A 16,010-nucleotide genomic window follows, 5' to 3' on the forward strand; every position below is an offset into this window, starting at 1 on the left:
CGGACCTGACGGCCCACGGGGCCGCAGGCCGGCTTGTGCAGTCGCAGGGGCTTAGACGGCGTCGCGGAGGGCGCGAAGCGTGACAAGAAAGAAGCGCACAGCGCCCGGGCGCGCCATGCGTATCTTTCAGAACAAGAGGTAACGTATGAGTAAAACACCGACTACTCTCATCATCATGGACGGCTTCGGCCTGCGCGGCGACAAGAACGGCAACGCCATCGCCGCCGCCCACACCCCCAATCTGGACAAGATCTTTGCCGAAAACCCCGGCTGCAAGCTGGCGGCCTCCGGCATGGACGTAGGCCTGCCCGAGGGGCAGATGGGCAACTCCGAGGTGGGCCACACCAACATCGGCGCCGGCCGGGTGGTGTTCCAGGACCTGCCCCGGATCACCAAAGCTATCCAGGATGGCGACTTCTTTGAGAACGAGGCCTATCTGGAGGCCATGGACGACTGCAAGGAGCGTGACAGCGCGCTGCACGTGTTCGGCCTGCTCAGCGACGGCGGCGTCCACAGCCACATCACCCACATTTTCGCCCTGCTGGAGCTGGCCAAGCGCCGGGGCCTCCAGAAGGTGTTCGTCCACTGCTTCCTGGACGGCCGGGATGTACCTCCCGCCTCCGGCAAGGACTATGTGCAGCAGCTGGTGGACAAGTGCAAGGAGATCGGCGTGGGCCAGGTGGCCACCGTTATGGGCCGCTTCTATGCCATGGACCGGGACAAGCGGTGGGACCGCCTGCAGCGGGCCTATGACGCCATCGTCCTGGGCGTGGGCACCGAGAACGCCGACCCGGTGGACGGGGTGCAGAAGTCCTATGACGCCGGGGTCACCGACGAGTTTGTGGAGCCCATCGTGTGCGCCAAGGACGGTAAGGTGAAGGAGGGCGACTCCATCATCTTCATGAACTTCCGCCCCGACCGGGCCCGGGAGATCACCCGCTGCTTTGTGGACCCCAACTTTACCGATGTGGAGCGCAAGCACGGTTACTTCCCCGTCACCTATGTGTGCACCACCGAGTATGACGCCACCATGCCCAACGTGCTTATCGCCTTCCCCCATCACGAGCTGGTGAACATTTTTGGCGAGTATATTGCCCGTCAGGGCTACACTCAGCTGCGCATTGCCGAGACTGAGAAGTATGCCCATGTGACCTTCTTCTTCAACGGCGGCGCCGAGCAGGTGTTTGCCGGGGAGGACCGGTGCCTGATCCCCTCCCCCAAGGTGCCCACCTACGATCTGCAGCCCCAGATGAGCGCCCCCGAGGTCACCGAGGAGGCCGTCAAACGCATCGAGAGCGGCAAGTACGACGTGGTCATCCTGAACTTCGCCAACTGCGACATGGTGGGCCACACCGGCGTGTTTGACGCCGCCGTGAAGGCCGTGGAGGCCGTGGATGAGGGCGTGGGCAAGGTGGTGGAGGCCACCACCAAAATGGGCGGCGTGTCCCTCATCACCGCCGACCACGGCAACGCCGACCGGATGCTGGACGACGACGGGGTCACCCCCTATACCGCCCACACCACCAACCTGGTGCCCTTCTACATCGTGGGCGCTGACGTGAAGCTGCGGGACGGCCGTCTGGCCGACATCGCCCCCACCATGCTGGACCTGATGGGGCTCGAGAAACCGGCCGAGATGGACGGGGAGACCCTGATTCTGAACTGAGAACGGGCGGACCTGGTGTCCCGCCCCTGCGAAGGCGGTATCCGGCGGAACTCCGCCGTACCAAATATAGCCCGGCGGGCATAGCCCGCCCCCCACAATCCAAGTTACCCCTGCGGGGCAGAAAACCGCCCCAAAATTGAAAGGAGTTTTTCACCATGAAGCAGATCATCGAGATTGTTGACGTTCTGGGCCGTGAGATCCTGGACAGCCGCGGCAACCCCACCGTGGAGGTCGAAGTCTATCTGGAGGACGGCACCGTTGGTCGTGCCGCCGTGCCCTCCGGCGCTTCCACCGGTATCTATGAGGCCTGTGAGCTCCGGGACGGCGACAAGAGCCGTTACCTGGGCAAGGGCGTGCTCACCGCTGTAAAGAACGTGAACACCGAGATCGCCGAGTGCCTGGTGGGCATGAACGTGCTGGATCAGGTGGCCATCGACAAGGCCATGATCGCCCTGGACGGCACCCCCAACAAGACCAAGCTGGGCGCCAACGCCATTTTGGGCGCTTCCCTGGCCTGTGCCAAGGCCGCTGCCGAGAGCCTGGGCACCTCCCTGTACAACTACATTGGCGGCGTCAACGCCAAGACCCTGCCTGTGCCCATGATGAACATCCTCAACGGCGGCGCTCACGCCACCAACAACGTGGAGATCCAGGAGTTCATGATCATGCCTGTGGGCGCCTGCTGCTTCCGTGAGGCCCTGCGTATGTGCGCCGAGGTCTTCCATCAGCTGAAGAAGACCCTGAAGGACAACGGCACTCCCGCCGCCGGCGTGGGCGACGAGGGCGGCTACGCTCCCAACCTGAAGAAGGACGAGGACGCTCTGAAGGTCATCGTGAAGGCCATCGAGGAGGCCGGCTTCAAGCCCGGCGAGGACTTCATGATCGCCATCGACGCCGCCTCTTCCGAGTGGTGGAACGAGGAGGAGAAGTGCTATATCCAGCCCAAGTCCGGCAAGAAGCTGACCCAGCAGCAGCTGGTCAACATGTGGAAGAAGTTTGCCGAGACCTACCCCATCATCTCCCTGGAGGACGGCATGGCCGAGACCGACTGGGAAGGCTGGGCTATGCTGACCCGCGCCATCGGCGACAAGGTGCAGCTGGTGGGCGACGACCTGTTCGTCACCAACGTCACCCGTCTGTCCACCGGCATTGAGAAGGGCGTGGCCAACGCCATCCTCATCAAGGTCAACCAGATCGGCACCCTGACTGAGACCCTGGACGCCATCCAGATGGCTAACCGGGCCGGCTACACCGCCATCGTGTCCCACCGTTCCGGCGAGACCGAGGACGCCACCATCGCCGACATCGCCGTGGCCCTGAACGCCGGCCAGATCAAGACCGGCGCTCCCAGCCGTACCGACCGCGTGGCCAAGTACAACCAGCTGCTCCGCATCGAGGAGGAGCTGGGCGATGTTGCTCAGTACCTGGGCAAGGACGCCTTCTTCAACCTGAAGTAAGAGGAAGCGCTGAGCGCCCGGGAGCAGGCGCACAGCGAACCGCGCAGACAAAAAAGCAGTTTGGCCGAAGGCCAAAGGTATTTTTTGCGGAGCGGTGAGCAGTGTGCCGTTGCGGAGGGCGCGAAGCGTGACAAATGAAGCAAGCGCAAGGGGCCGCTGCCACATGGCAGCGGCCCCGCTTTTGTTTTGGGTTAGCGGCCGCCATATATGGCGGCCCTACATGCAAATCACAGCCCATTGCAGGGACGCACATCGTGCGCCCGGCGGGACGTTTCCCGCTCTGTCACGGGCGGGCGGATGATATCCGCCCCTACAGACGGCAAAACTATCCCGGCGAAACAACTCACGCCATCCCATTTTCCGCCTCCACAGCACAAAAGGGCCCCGTCGCTATCGCGGCGGGGCCCTTTCACACCCTTATTTGTCCTCCAGCACCTGGAAGATATAGAATTTCAGATACAGGGACTGGTCCGCCCCCCACAGCACCGGATGGTCAGGGGCCTGGGTGCGGAACTCCACCTGCCGCAGCCGCCGGCGGGCGTCTCTGGCGGCCTCCCCCACGGTCTTGGCGAACAGCTCGGGGGTCATGAAGTGGGAGCAGGTGCAGGTGGCCAGATAGCCCCCGTCCCGCACCAGTTTCATGCCCCGCAGGTTGATCTCCCGGTAGCCGGTCACCGCCTTTTTCACCGAAGCCCGGGACTTGGTGAAGGCGGGCGGGTCCAGGATCACCAGGTCGAACTTCTCCCCCCGCTGTTCCAGGTCGGGCAGCAGATCGAACACGTCGTGGCACTCAAACCGTACCCGGTCCTCCATGCCGTTGAGCTGGGCGTTACGGGTGGCCTGATCCACCCCCAGCTGGGAGGCGTCCACCCCCAGCACCTCCCTGGCCCCGCCCTTGGCGGCGTTGAGGGCAAAGGAGCCGGTGTGGGTGAAGCAGTCCAGCACCCGTCCCCCTTTGGCCAGGGGCTGGATGGCCAGGCGGTTGTACTTCTGGTCCAGGAAGAAACCGGTTTTTTGTCCCTCGGCCACATCCACCTGGTAGCGCACCCCGTTTTCCACGATCTCCACCACCGGGTCGAAGGGGTCGGACAAAAAGCCCTTCACCCGCTCCATCCCCTCCTTCAGCCGCACCTTGGCGTCGCTGCGCTCGTAGATGCCCCGGATGGCAATGCCGTCCTCCGCCAGAATGTCCACCAGCAGCTCCAGAATGGTGGATTTCAGCTTGTCGATGCCCAGGGCCAGGGACTCCACCACCAGCACGTCGGAAAACTTGTCCACCACTAGGCCGGGGAGGAAGTCGGCCTCCCCGAAAATCACCCGGCAGGAGGAGGTGTCCACTGTGTCCTTGCGGTACTGCCAGGCAGCCCGCACCCGGCCCTCCAGAAAGGCCCGGTCGATGACGGCGTCCCCCTTCCGGGACAGGACCCGCACGGCGATGGTGGAGGCCCGGTTCAGGAACCCCACCCCCAGGGGGTAGCCGTTGTAGTCCTGGATGGCCACCACGTCCCCGTCGGCAGGGTCGCCCACAATTTCACCGATCTCATTGTCATAGATCCAGGGGCCGCCGGCCTTGAAGGCCCGGCCCTCTCCCCGTCTCAGGCGGATGGCAGGTTTATCAGACATAAGGAAGTTCCTCCCTGTATGGAATGGCCCCGCAGGGGCGTCTGGGCCGCCGACGGTGTGGCAGGCGGAGGGTCGGCATTACACGCTGTGCTTCACCCGGTCATGCTCTTCCGCCCGCTTGGCGTTGTTGAACCGGTCCAGGGTGCCAACCAGGTAGCCGGTGATCCGGCGGATGCGCTCAAAGGGCACGTCGTCCTCGGTGCGGCCGCAACCGGGGCAGCGGTCCCCGATGATGCCGGAGAAGCCGCACACCGGGTCCCGGTCCACCGGGTGGTTCACGGAGCCGTAGCCGATGCCGCTCTCCTTCATGCAGCGGATGACCTTCTCAAAGGCCTCCAGATTGTCGCTGGGGTCGCCGTCCATCTCCACGTAGCTGATGTGTCCGGCGTTGGTGAGGGCATGGTAGGGCCCCTCGATCTGGATCTTCTCATAGGCGGAGATGGGATAGTATACCGGCACATGGAAGGAGTTGGTGTAATATTCCCGGTCGGTGATCCCCTCCAGCACCCCAAACCGGGCCTTGTCCAGCCGGACGAACCGGCCGGACAGTCCCTCGGCGGGGGTGGCCAGCAGGGAGAAGTTGAGTCCCCGCTTTTCGCTCTCCTTATCCATCCGGGAGCGCATGTGGGAAATGATCTCCAGGCCCAGCACCCGGGCCTTTTCGCTCTCTCCGTGGTGGACGCCGATGAGGGCCTTCAGGGTCTCGGCCAGGCCGATGAAGCCCACCGACAGGGTGCCGTGTTTGAGGACCTCCCGCACCTCGTCGTTCCAGTCCAGCTTGTCGCTGTCCAGCCACACCCCCTGACCCATGAGGAAGGGGTAGTTGTACACGTGCTTGCGGCACTGGATCTCGAACCGCTCCAGCAGCTGGGCCACGCACAGGTCCATCATCCGGTCCAGGGACTCAAAGAAGGTGTTCACATCCCCCCTGGCCTTGATGGCCAGCCGGGGCAGGTTGATGGTGGTGAAGCTCAGGTTGCCCCGGCCGTTGCAGATCTCCCGGCTGGGATCGTACACGTTGCCGATGACCCGGGTGCGGCAGCCCATGTAGGCAATCTCGGTCTCCGGATGGCCGGGCTTATAGTATTGCAGGTTGAAGGGGGCGTCGATGAAGGAGAAGTTGGGGAAGAGCCGCTTGGCGGAGCACCGGATGGCCAGCTGGAACAGGTCATAGTTGGGCTCCCCGGGATTGTAGTTGACCCCCTCCTTCACCCGGAAGATCTGGATGGGGAAAATGGGGGTCTCACCGCCCCCCAGGCCGGCCTCGGTGGCCAGCATCACGTTTTTCATCACCATGCGGCCCTCGGGGGAGGTGTCCATGCCGTAGTTGATGGAGGAGAAGGGGGTCTGGGCCCCCGCCCGGGAGTGCATGGTGTTCAGGTTGTGGATCAGGGCCTCCATGGCCTGGTAGGTGGCCCGGTCGGTCTCCTTCACCGCCCGCTGCTGGGCGAACTGCTGGGCCTGCTCCAGCAGGGTCTGATCCCCGTACCGGGCCAGGGCCTCCCGCTCGGCGGCAAAATAGGCCTCGTCCCCCGCCAGGGTGGGGCACAGGCCGGTCTCCTGCTCCAGGGCGGCCATCATCCCCTTCAGCTCTCCCTCCGGGTCCTCCGCCCCGGCCAGCAGCATCAGGGCCCGGGCCAGGTTCTGGCGGTACACCCGCTTAAAGGTCTTGCGTACCCCGTCGGCCATGCCGTAGTCGAAGTTGACCACGCTCTGCCCACCGTGCTGGTCGTTCTGGTTGGACTGGATAGCGATACAGCACAGGGCGGCGTAGGAGGAGATATCGTTGGGCTCCCGCAGAGTACCGTGGCCGGTGGAGAAGCCCCCGGCAAACAGCTTTTGAATGTCGATCTGGCAACAGGTGGTGGTAAGGGTAAGGAAATCCAGGTCATGGATATGGATATCCCCCTCCCGATGGGCCCGGGCGTGGTCGGGGTTGAGGACAAACATATCGTAGAACTGCTTGGCCCCCTCGGAGCCGAACTTGAGCATAGACCCCATGGCGGTGTCCCCGTCGATGTTGGCGTTCTCCCGCTTGATGTCGGAGTCCTTGGCGGCGGAGAAGGTGATGTCCTCGTAGGTCTTCATCAGCCGGGTGTTCATCTCCCGGGCCCGGCTGCGCTCCTCCCGGTAGAGGATGTAGGCCTTGGCGGTCTGGATGTAGCCGTTGTCCATGAGTACCCGCTCCACCAGATCCTGGATGTGCTCCACGTCGGGCTGCTGCTCCCCCTCTACCTCCAGAATGGAAAGCACCTCATCGGCCAACCGCCTGGCCTCGGCCTCCTTCCCCGGCTTATAGGTGGCCCGGAAGGCCTTGTCGATGGCTCCGGCGATCTTATCCTCATTGAACTGGGTGAGCCGCCCGTCCCGTTTTCTGATCTTGGTGAGTGTCATTTGCGCTCCGTTCCTTTCTCCGCAGGGGAAACGATTACGTTTGGTTATAATTGGACACAATATATTGTGTATATAGTCTTCGCACAACCACAATGATACCGTATCTTGACAGGCCTCGTCAAGGCGCAAAACAAAAAGCACGTCCCAAATTCAGGACATGCTTTTTGTCTGTTTCGCTGATTTGCGGGCATATGGCTTGACAGCCTTACAGCAGCACCAGACCGTACTTTCGGGCCATGTCCCGCAAAAAGTCCTCCTCCAGGTCCACGGTGCCGTCCCAAAAGGCCCGGCCCTGATAGAGCCGCAGAGCCTTTTCCAGCAGCTGGGGCACGTCGGACCAGAGGCAGAGGGCATCTTTTACAACATACTGGTGTTCGGCAAAGATATCCAGGTCGTCCTCCTCCAGGATAGCGATCTTCAGAGCTCCCTGGGGAGACTCCTCCTCGGCCTCCAGAATGTCCTCCATCAGGTCGGGGGTGCACTCGATGGTCTCTCCCACATCCACGTCGGGAGTAATGAACCGTGCCTCCTTCTCGCTGGCGCAGGGGATCACGTCGGGGTCCCGCTCCACCGGGGGGAAGGCGGAAAAGTCCACCCGGGCCACCGCATGGCTGAGGGCGGCGATGTGGGCGGCGCCGGTGCCGCAGCACCCGCCGAAGATCCGGGCCCCGGCGGCCGCCCAGACCGGCACCAACGCCGCCAGCTCCTCTGGGGTACAACAGGCTCCGGGCAATCCGGCGGATGGTTTGGCGATGAGGGGTACGCTGGCATAGGGGGTGAGGCGGGCCAGCTGCTTCGCCGTGTCCGCCGGGGCGGTGCAGTTCAGACCAAAGGCGGCCACTCCCATGCCCTGCATGACGATGAGGGCGGCCAGCACGTCGGTGCCGGCGGGGGTGCGGCCCTCGTCGTCGCAGGTAAAGCACACCCACACCGGCTTGTCCGACACGCTCCTGCAGGCCAGCACGGCGGCCCTGGCCTGGGCCATATCGGTCATGGTCTCCAGGAAAAACAGATCCACTCCGGCCACGGCCAGGGCGGCGGCCTGCTCGGTATACACCGCCACCATTTCCTCAAAGCTGCTGTCACCAAAGGGGGTAAGCGTCAGACCCGCCGGGGCCAGATCTCCGGCCACCAGTACGCCCGCTCCGGCGGCCTGCCGGGTGAGCTCCACCAGCCGGCAGTTGAGCTCCGCTACCTGACCCGCCAGGCCGTGGGGCTCCAGCATAACCCGGTTGGCCCCGAAGGTGGGGGCCAGCAGCACCCGGCTGCCGGCGGCCACATAGCTCCGCTGGACCTCCAGCAGGGCCTGGGGGTGATCCAGCGCCCACCGCTCGGTGCAGGCCCCGGCGGGCATGCCCAGCTCCATCAGCCGGGTGCCGGTGGCGCCGTCCATCACAAGGGGCAGGGATATAGGGGTGGTGTCCATGGTTCTTCATTTCCTCCTGAGCAGGCATATTTGCGCATTATTATAGCACAGTCCGTCTACCCGGCGCAAGGTGGCGTTCCAGGAAAAATGGCCGCCCATGGCGGCCATTTTTCGGATCCGTTTGAAGTTCAGGCGGTGATAGCCACGAAGCGGGCCAGAATGGTGGCCACCTCGGCACGGGAGGCGCCGTCCTGGGGGTTCACGCGGCCGGCATCGTCCCCCTGGATGATGCCCTTGCCCACCGCCCAGCTCATGGCGTCGGCGGCCCACAGGCTGATCTCCTGGTAGTCGGGGTACTGGCTCATGCTGGTGGACAGGATGGGCTTGCCGGCGTACCGCCACAGCATGGTCACCAGCTGCTCCCGGGTGATGGTCTGATCCAGGTTGGTGCCGTCGGAGACGCCGTTTTCCACCGCCCAATCGGCCCCGGCCTCAAACCAGGTGTCGCCGGTGTCGGTGTCCACGCCCTCATACCGGGCCAGGACGGTGACCACCATGGCCCGGGTGGTGTCCTCAGCGGGGGCGAAGGTGGTCTCGCTGGTGCCGTTGAACAGCTCCCGGCTGGACGCGAAGGCCACGGTGTCCGCGGCCCAGTGGTCGGCGGGCACGTCCTCAAAGGTCTTGGTGTTGTCCACGATCTTCACGGTCTCGCCGCCGGACAGGGTGACGGCCACGCCGTTTTCAGTGGTAAGGGTGGACTTGATGACCTCCTCGGTGCCGTCCTCCTTCACCAGTACCGCCACAGTACCGGCGGTGACGTTCTCCACCGGGATCTCCACCTTGGCGGTGGTGTCCTCGGGCAGCTCCACGGTGACGGTGGAGGCGCCGGCCTTGTCGGACGTCACGGCCACCCGGGGCATGGGCAGGGCCACGGCCTGGTCGTTCTGGGCGGCGTCGTCGATCACCTGCTGGGGCAGGGTCACCTGGGTCTGGGTCTTGCCGGTCTCGTCCACGGTGGTGGCGGAGGTGGAGCCGTCGGCCTGCTCCATGGTGGTGGAGCCGGAGCCGTCGGGGTTGCTGACGGTCTCGGTCTTGTTGCCCTCGGCGTCGGTGGCGGTGGTGGTGACGGTGCCGTCGGCGACCTCCACCACCTGGGTCTGGTTGCCCTCGGTGTCGGTATTGGTGGTGGTGACGGTGCCGTCGGCGGCCTCCACCTTCTCGGTCTGGTTGCCCTCGGCGTCAGTGGTGGTGGTGGTGACGGTGCCGTCAGGCTTGGTTTCCACCGACTCCTTGGAGCCATCCGGGTTCTTGGTGGTCTCGGTCACCGTGCCGTTGGGCTTGGTCACCGTGGTGGTGGTGGACCCGTCCGGGTTGGTGACGGTCTCCACCTTGTCCGGGGTGGTGGAACCGCCGGAGCTGCCGGAGCCGGACCCGCCGCCGGAGGGGGCGTTCTGGGTCCACTGGGCATAGATGGTGGTATTCTGGGTAAAGACAGTGTCATTTGTCACCGCAGTACCGCCGCTCTGCTCCGTATACCAGCCGTTGAAGGTGTACCCGCTGCGGGAGGGAGTGGGCAGGTCGGCCAGCTTGCCGCCGGCTCCGGTCACAGCGGTGGTATCCCCGGTAGTTCCATCACAGTACACAAATGTAATGGTAAAACTCCGCTCAAATACCAGTTTGGTCCCATTGACCACCGACTTGACGTAACCGGTGTCAGCGTTAAACTGATTTTCGGAGGTTCCCGTGTCGCCCAAATCAATGGTGATGGCCTTGGAAATCGTGGTCACCGCTTCACCCTCATATTTTCCCAGCAGGGTCACGGTGTCACCATCCACAGCGGCGGAAATGGCGTTGGAAAGATCAGTGTAGTACTTGCCGTTGACCTCAGCAACCACGGCGGCGCCGGATTCAAAGCCATCCTCCAACGCACTGTTATGCAGAACCAGATAGTTTTCCCCGGCCTTAACGACGGTGTAGTCAACAGGCAGAAACTCACTTAAAGACACCTTTTCGGAAGCGGGCACGCCCTCGGGGCGAATATCAGTATACTGTCTTGTCACCGTATCGCTGGCAAAGCAGCCACCGGTGATGGAGAGCTCGGCGGTGTATTTTGGCGTCGTGGCCGTCGTTTTGTCATAGTAGGTGTGGGCGATCACGCTGTCGTAATTGCCCCCTGTCACAGTGCAGTCGCCGGAGGCGCTTACCTCCAGCAGATCCAGGTCGGCATCCTGGATGGTCACATCAGCCGCCGTGCTGTAAAAGCCGATGCGCAGCCTGTCACCGGAAACATACTTGAGATTGAAGGAGCTGCCCAGCAAATTGAGAAAGTCGCAGTTGTCCTGAATCACAATGCTGCCGGTGAAGCTGTGTTTGTTGGCATAAAGGCTGCGGCCACCGCTGTAAGGCGTGCGGATCACCACATCCTCATCGCTGTCTGTCTGGAGATAGGTCGTGTCTTTATCCGTGGCGTTGACGCCTTCGGTGACTCTGGTGTAGCAGTTGCCGGAGGAGCTGCTGCTGGTGGCCACCACACCCGCCTCCACCTTTTCAGCCATGGTCATCGAGGAAACCTTATAGGTGACGGGCTCGCCGCTCTGCTCCACCGCCTTGTACCACTGGGCAAGCTGGGTATCAGACGGTTTGGTGGAGAAGGTACCACCGGTGATGGTGACGGTGCCGCTGCCGGTGATCTTGCTCAGGTTATAGGTGGCGCCCCTGGTGATCTTGATCGTGCCGTTGTTCTCGATGTCGTAGACCGTGGCGGAGTTGCCGCTGAGGGACATGGTGCCGTTGTTCACGATTTGGGAACTCCCGGCCAGGTCAGAGCCGTAGATGGTGAGCTCCCCGTTGTTGGTCAGGGTGCCGATGTCATAGCCGTAAGGGTAGAAGGTGATCTTCCTGTCCACGGGAATGTTGGCATCCTCTGTCACGTCCGCCATTAGGTAGAGATAGGTTTTGGTTTTATCAATAGCTTCCTGCAGGGAGAAGTAAACCTCAGAGCCATAATAGGCCACAGGAGCGATGTCATCCACGTCCTTTTCAGGATCAGAGCGCATGGGATACAGGGCCTTTACTGTCAGCTTGTCTACCTCGGCGGTGGTGGGGGTTTCGATATAGTTTCCGTCCACCTTCAGCGTAATGGTGTTCCGGTTGATATACCACACGCCGATGGAGCAGATGGAAGAACCGGGATTTTCCGTATCATAAAACAGATTATCCGTAATGGTCAACTCATTGATTTTGTTGCCGGAGAAAATCGCCAGGTTATGCTCCACATGGACATACCTCAGCTGAGTGCTGTCGGTGGCGGTGTGCTGGAACACGTTATTTTTAATCACGATTCCCGCTGTAGTGGCTGCGGGCGTGATCTGGATGGCGTCCCAGTCGATGTTGTCAAAGGTGCAGCCGGTGATGGTGGCGGTGCCGGTGAGCTTGGAGGCGTAGATGGCGCTCTGGTTGCCGATCTTGCTTTTCCAGCCGTAGTATTCGCAAGTATCCTCGTCCACTTCCGTGGTGTTGTGGATATTTATGAAATTTACATTCTTTACTGTGGCGCCTGCCGCGGGGATGTGGACGCCGATGTGGCCGCTGAGGGTGTGGCCTTTCCCGTCCAGAGTGGTGCCGGCCTGCAGGGTGTAATTGATGCCCTTGTCATAGCCTTCCTTGTCCACACTGTTGTCGATGTTCTTCAGCAGCGTGACGGTCTGGCCGTCCGTGGCGGCATTCAAAGCCTCCTTCAGGGTATCATAGTGGGTGGTAGTCCCATCCTTTGTAATGGCCGCCTCATGGGTGCAGGTGTCACCGCCCTGACAGTTGGTAACACCCTCTGCCCCCGCCGTCACCGGCAGCAAGGACAGCACCATGGCCAGAGCCAGGATAGTGGATAGGAACTTTTTCTTCATCTCTTCTACACTCCTTTTCATCTCTCAGTTTTTGGCTAACAGCATTTGGATATGGCCATTATAGTGAATATATTCAGTATAGTCAATACCTTCACTATGTTAACTTTAAACAGGGTGAGAAATGTGATCAGCTATGGGCCGTTTTATCGGACTTTATTGGAAAAAGGGGTCACGGAATATTATTTGATCTATAAGCAGGGGGTGGATTCCCATACCATCCACCGCATGAAGCACGGAAAACCCATCACCACCACCACCCTGAATACCCTCTGCGAGATCCTGGACTGCCGGGTGGAGGACATTCTGGAGTACATTCCGGACGAGGAATAGGCCTCTGCGGCTATCCTGCTTGACCATACCATTCTTTCAAAATAAATGCAATAACCTATGTAAACATAATCCCATATTCCCGATTTTATCGTTCGACAATTTTTTACAGAAAACCGCCTGCCGCAGCAAAACGCACGGCAGGCGGTTTTTTCAGCTTCCCCCCATATCTTTCTACCGGCCGGCAGCGTTGGGTTCCGGGATCTACCCCAGCGCCAGGAAATCCCGGATGATCTCCTCCCCCACCGCCTTGCCCTTTGCAAAGTCCACGTAGGGGTTGTAGCAGGCCTCCAGTTCATCGTGCATGGCCTTGGCCTGGGCCAGGGAGGCCACCGCCTCCTCCAGCAGAGCAGCGGCCACCTTCCCGGCGAACCGCAGCCGTCCCCGGTCCCGGCGCAAAAGCTCCTGGTCCGCCATGGCGTCCAGCCGCAGCCGCCGGTAAGGCCGGTTGGGCCAGCTCTGCCACGGCCCCGAGGTAACAAAGGCCAGGGACAGGGCGGGAATCAGCAGGTGGGCCATCCGGTCGGGGAAGATGGGGTCGGGGCAGGCCACCACGTCGTACCCCGCCGCCATGGCTCCGGCGGCCAGGGCGGTGAGCATGGAGTGGGCCAGGCCATAGCTGTCCGCCAGCTCGTAGACCCGGCCGCACTGAGCCTCCACCGTTTCCCACTCGCACCGCACTCCCTGCCAGGTCACCGCCCCCAGGAAGCGCTGCACCGCCTTGCCTTCTTGACCGCCCACTTTTTTGCACTCCCGGGACAGGATACCCCGGACCCGCTTGGCCATTTTGGCCTCCAGGGCGGGGGTGAGCAGAGTTGCCCGCCCATCCTCCAGCAGCTGGGCCGCCGCCGTCAGGCACCGATAGGCACGGTTATAGCAGGCCTTGTAGCCCTTCATGCACCCCTTCAGCTCTCCGGCTACCTGCCGCAGCCCTGCCGGGTCGTAACAGGCCCCTAAATCCACATAGTGCTCCACCAGTCCGGGATATCTGGGCTCCACCACATGGGGGGCGGTGCCGTCCACCACCGCCGCCCCCAGGGCAGGCACCACCACAGCGTCCAGGGAGTCCGGGTCCCCGGAGCAGCGTATGTACTCCACCGTCAGGCCCGCCGCCTCCATGGCGGCTCCCACCTGCCGCATCAGGGTGGATTTGCCGCAGCCGGGGCCTCCCTTCAGAATGCGCACATCCCGGGCCCCCTCCGGGTCGATGAGCTGGCTGTACAGGGAATAAAAGCCCGTGGGCGCGTTGGCCCCCAAGTAATAACAGATCCTGGCCTCTGCCTCCATAAATGACCCTCCAAGCGTTTGATTTTCACTCTCAGGCTATGCGGAGACAGGCTTTCCGGTGCCTGGGCTCAGTCCTCCCGCCCCCGCCATTTCAGCAGCAGAGCGGAGTTGGAGATCACCAGCACCGAGCCGGCATTGTGCACCAGGGCCCCCACCACCGGGTCCAGCACCCCGGTGACCGCCAGGGCAATGGCCAGGAAATTCAGGCCCATGGAAAAGCTCATATTCACCTTGATGGTGGTCATCATCCGCCGGGACAGGCGGATCAGGTGGGGCAGCTCCTTGACCTCGTCGTCCACCAGGGCGATGTCAGCGGCCTCCACGGCGATGTCGCTCCCCACGCCTCCCATGGCGATGCCCACCTGGGCCCGCTTCAGGGCGGGGGCGTCGTTGACTCCGTCGCCCATCATACATACCGGCCTGCCCTCCCTTTGGCAGGCGTCGATGGCCGCCAGCTTATCCTCGGGCAGGCACCCCGCCCGCACCGCCCGGATGCCCACCTGACCGGCGATGGCCTGGGCTGCCTGGGCGTGGTCGCCGGTGAGCAGCATGGGCTCCACATCCAGCCCGGCCAGCCGGGCCACCATGCCGGCGCTCTGGGGGCGCAGGGTGTCCGACAGGGCCACGTATCCCGCCAGCTCTCCCTCCACCCCCAGGTAGGTGAGGGTGCAGCCTCTGGCCAGAGCGGCCTCCGCAGCCGGAGGCGGAGCTGCCTCGATCCCCTGGGAGGCCAGCAGCTCCAGATTGCCCGCCAGCACCCGGACCCCCTCCACAGTGGCCTGAATGCCCCGGCCGGGCAGCATCTGAAAATCCGTCGCCGGAGCTGGGGAAGCCTTGTTTTCCGCCTGCCAGCACCCCACGATGGCCTTGCCCAGAGGATGCTCCGACAGGCCCTCGGCGGAGGCCGCCAGACGGTACAGGGCCTCTTTGCTCCAGCCCGGGGAGAGGCTGACCACCTCCACCACCTGAGGGACCCCCTGGGTAAGGGTACCCGTCTTGTCAAATGCCACCACCTTTACCCCGGCCAGACGCTCCAGGGCGTCGCCCTCCCGCACCAGAAAGCCGTGGCGGGTGGCGTTACCGATGGCCGCCATGATGGCGGTGGGAGTGGCAAGCACCAGGGCACAGGGACAGAACACCACCAGAATGGTCACCGCCCGCAGGATCTCTGCGGTAAACAGCCAGGTGAGGGCGGCGGCGGAGAGAGCGGCCACCACGATCCAGGTGGCCCACCGGTCGGCCAGTCCCACGATCTTGGCCTTACCCGCGTCGGCAGACTGGACCAGCCGGATCATCCGCTGGATGGAGCTGTCCTCCCCCACCCGGGTGGCCTCCATCTCAAAGGCTCCGAACTGGTTTACCGTACCCGAGGATACCGGGTCCCCCACGCCCTTGTCCACCGGCAGGGATTCGCCGGTCATCACCGCCTGATTGATGGAGGTCTGGCCGGACAGGATCACCCCGTCCACCGGGACTCCCTCTCCGGGAAGCACCCGCAGCCGGTCCCCCACCCGCACCTGCTGGGCAGGAACTATCTCTTCCCGTCCCTCCCGCAGCACCCGGGCGTTCTGGGGCGTGAGACGTACCAGCTTTTCGATGCCCGCCCGGGCCCGGGCCACCGTCAGCTCCTCCAGCAGGGCCCCCAGCTGCATGATGAAGGCCACCTCACCGGCGGCAAAGGTCTGGCCGATGGCCACCGAGGCCACCAGGGCCAGGGAGACCAGCACATCCGCCTTGATATCGAAGGCGGTGATCAGGCCAATGACCGCCTCCAGGATAATAGGCACACCGCACAGGACAATGGCCACCCATGCCATGTCAAAGGGAAAGGGCCGTATCTGTGCCAGGCTGCACCCCACCGCGATACCCGAGAGAACCAGCAGCACCACGTCCTTTTTGATCCCTCCCAGGCCCAGAAGGACCTCCAGTTTTTCCACCATCCTGTCCTCAGCTCCCTCCATATACTATACCAGGTATGGTTTTATTAT

9 protein-coding genes are annotated in these 16,010 nt (G+C 62.9%); 3 read left to right on the forward strand and 6 right to left on the reverse strand.

Features of this window, described 5'->3' with window-relative positions:
- Positions 1 to 145: 145 nt before the first annotated feature.
- Complete coding sequence (gene gpmI / locus H6B51_RS03070; RefSeq protein WP_204882279.1) at positions 146 to 1,666, forward strand: 2,3-bisphosphoglycerate-independent phosphoglycerate mutase; 1,521 nt, start codon at positions 146 to 148, stop codon at positions 1,664 to 1,666.
- 155 nt (positions 1,667 to 1,821) lie between these two features.
- A complete protein-coding gene (gene eno, locus H6B51_RS03075; protein WP_204882280.1) occupies positions 1,822 to 3,123 on the forward strand; it encodes a phosphopyruvate hydratase in 1,302 nt (433 codons plus the stop codon).
- Positions 3,124 to 3,540: 417 nt separating this feature from the next.
- Here eno and H6B51_RS03080 read toward each other — a convergent pair whose 3' ends face one another.
- The 4 genes from H6B51_RS03080 to H6B51_RS03095 all read right to left on the reverse strand — a co-directional run bounded on the left by H6B51_RS03080 (position 3,541) and on the right by H6B51_RS03095 (position 12,408).
- Positions 3,541 to 4,746: a class I SAM-dependent rRNA methyltransferase gene (locus tag H6B51_RS03080; protein ID WP_204882281.1), complete on the reverse strand. Its 1,206-nt coding sequence runs from the start codon at positions 4,744 to 4,746 to the stop codon at positions 3,541 to 3,543.
- Between the two features lie 78 nt (positions 4,747 to 4,824).
- Positions 4,825 to 7,140, reverse strand: coding sequence for an anaerobic ribonucleoside triphosphate reductase (locus tag H6B51_RS03085; RefSeq protein ID WP_204882282.1), 2,316 nt, complete (start codon positions 7,138 to 7,140; stop codon positions 4,825 to 4,827).
- A gap of 205 nt (positions 7,141 to 7,345) precedes the next feature.
- Entirely contained in the window at positions 7,346 to 8,566 is a 1,221-nt protein-coding gene (locus H6B51_RS03090; RefSeq protein WP_204882283.1) for a homocysteine S-methyltransferase family protein, read from the reverse strand.
- Positions 8,567 to 8,694: 128 nt separating this feature from the next.
- On the reverse strand, positions 8,695 to 12,408 hold the full coding sequence (locus H6B51_RS03095) for an S-layer homology domain-containing protein (RefSeq protein WP_204882284.1): 3,714 nt from the start codon (positions 12,406 to 12,408) through the stop codon (positions 8,695 to 8,697).
- Positions 12,409 to 12,504: 96 nt separating this feature from the next.
- On the opposite strand from H6B51_RS03095, the gene H6B51_RS03100 reads away from it, so the two are divergent.
- Positions 12,505 to 12,738, forward strand: a complete 234-nt coding sequence (locus H6B51_RS03100; RefSeq protein ID WP_207753825.1) for a helix-turn-helix domain-containing protein — start codon at positions 12,505 to 12,507, stop codon at positions 12,736 to 12,738.
- A gap of 201 nt (positions 12,739 to 12,939) precedes the next feature.
- Here the strand turns inward: H6B51_RS03100 and H6B51_RS03105 are convergent, their stop codons facing one another.
- Together H6B51_RS03105 and H6B51_RS03110 are read right to left on the reverse strand one after the other, a co-directional pair.
- Positions 12,940 to 14,022, reverse strand: a complete 1,083-nt coding sequence (locus H6B51_RS03105) for a hypothetical protein (protein WP_243421112.1) — start codon at positions 14,020 to 14,022, stop codon at positions 12,940 to 12,942.
- A 68-nt stretch (positions 14,023 to 14,090) separates the two neighbouring features.
- The gene (locus H6B51_RS03110; RefSeq protein ID WP_204882286.1) at positions 14,091 to 15,962 is read right to left on the reverse strand and encodes a heavy metal translocating P-type ATPase; all 1,872 of its coding nucleotides are present in this window, start codon (positions 15,960 to 15,962) and stop codon (positions 14,091 to 14,093) included.
- Positions 15,963 to 16,010: the final 48 nt, after the last annotated feature.

This window comes from Pseudoflavonifractor phocaeensis (assembly GCF_016901955.1).
GTDB classification, from domain to species: domain Bacteria; phylum Bacillota; class Clostridia; order Oscillospirales; family Oscillospiraceae; genus Flavonifractor; species Flavonifractor phocaeensis_A.

Bases quoted from the DNA above. Each gene is read 5' to 3' on its own strand.
- gpmI (WP_204882279.1), top strand. From the start codon at position 146: ATGAGTAAAACACCGACTACTCTCATCATCATGGACGGCTTCGGCCTG.
- eno (WP_204882280.1), top strand. From the start codon at position 1,822: ATGAAGCAGATCATCGAGATTGTTGACGTTCTGGGCCGTGAGATCCTG.
- H6B51_RS03080 (WP_204882281.1), bottom strand. From the start codon at position 4,746: ATGTCTGATAAACCTGCCATCCGCCTGAGACGGGGAGAGGGCCGGGCC.
- H6B51_RS03085 (WP_204882282.1), bottom strand. From the start codon at position 7,140: ATGACACTCACCAAGATCAGAAAACGGGACGGGCGGCTCACCCAGTTC.
- H6B51_RS03090 (WP_204882283.1), bottom strand. From the start codon at position 8,566: ATGGACACCACCCCTATATCCCTGCCCCTTGTGATGGACGGCGCCACC.
- H6B51_RS03095 (WP_204882284.1), bottom strand. From the start codon at position 12,408: ATGAAGAAAAAGTTCCTATCCACTATCCTGGCTCTGGCCATGGTGCTG.
- H6B51_RS03100 (WP_207753825.1), top strand. From the start codon at position 12,505: ATGTTAACTTTAAACAGGGTGAGAAATGTGATCAGCTATGGGCCGTTT.
- H6B51_RS03105 (WP_243421112.1), bottom strand. From the start codon at position 14,022: ATGGAGGCAGAGGCCAGGATCTGTTATTACTTGGGGGCCAACGCGCCC.
- H6B51_RS03110 (WP_204882286.1), bottom strand. From the start codon at position 15,962: ATGGTGGAAAAACTGGAGGTCCTTCTGGGCCTGGGAGGGATCAAAAAG.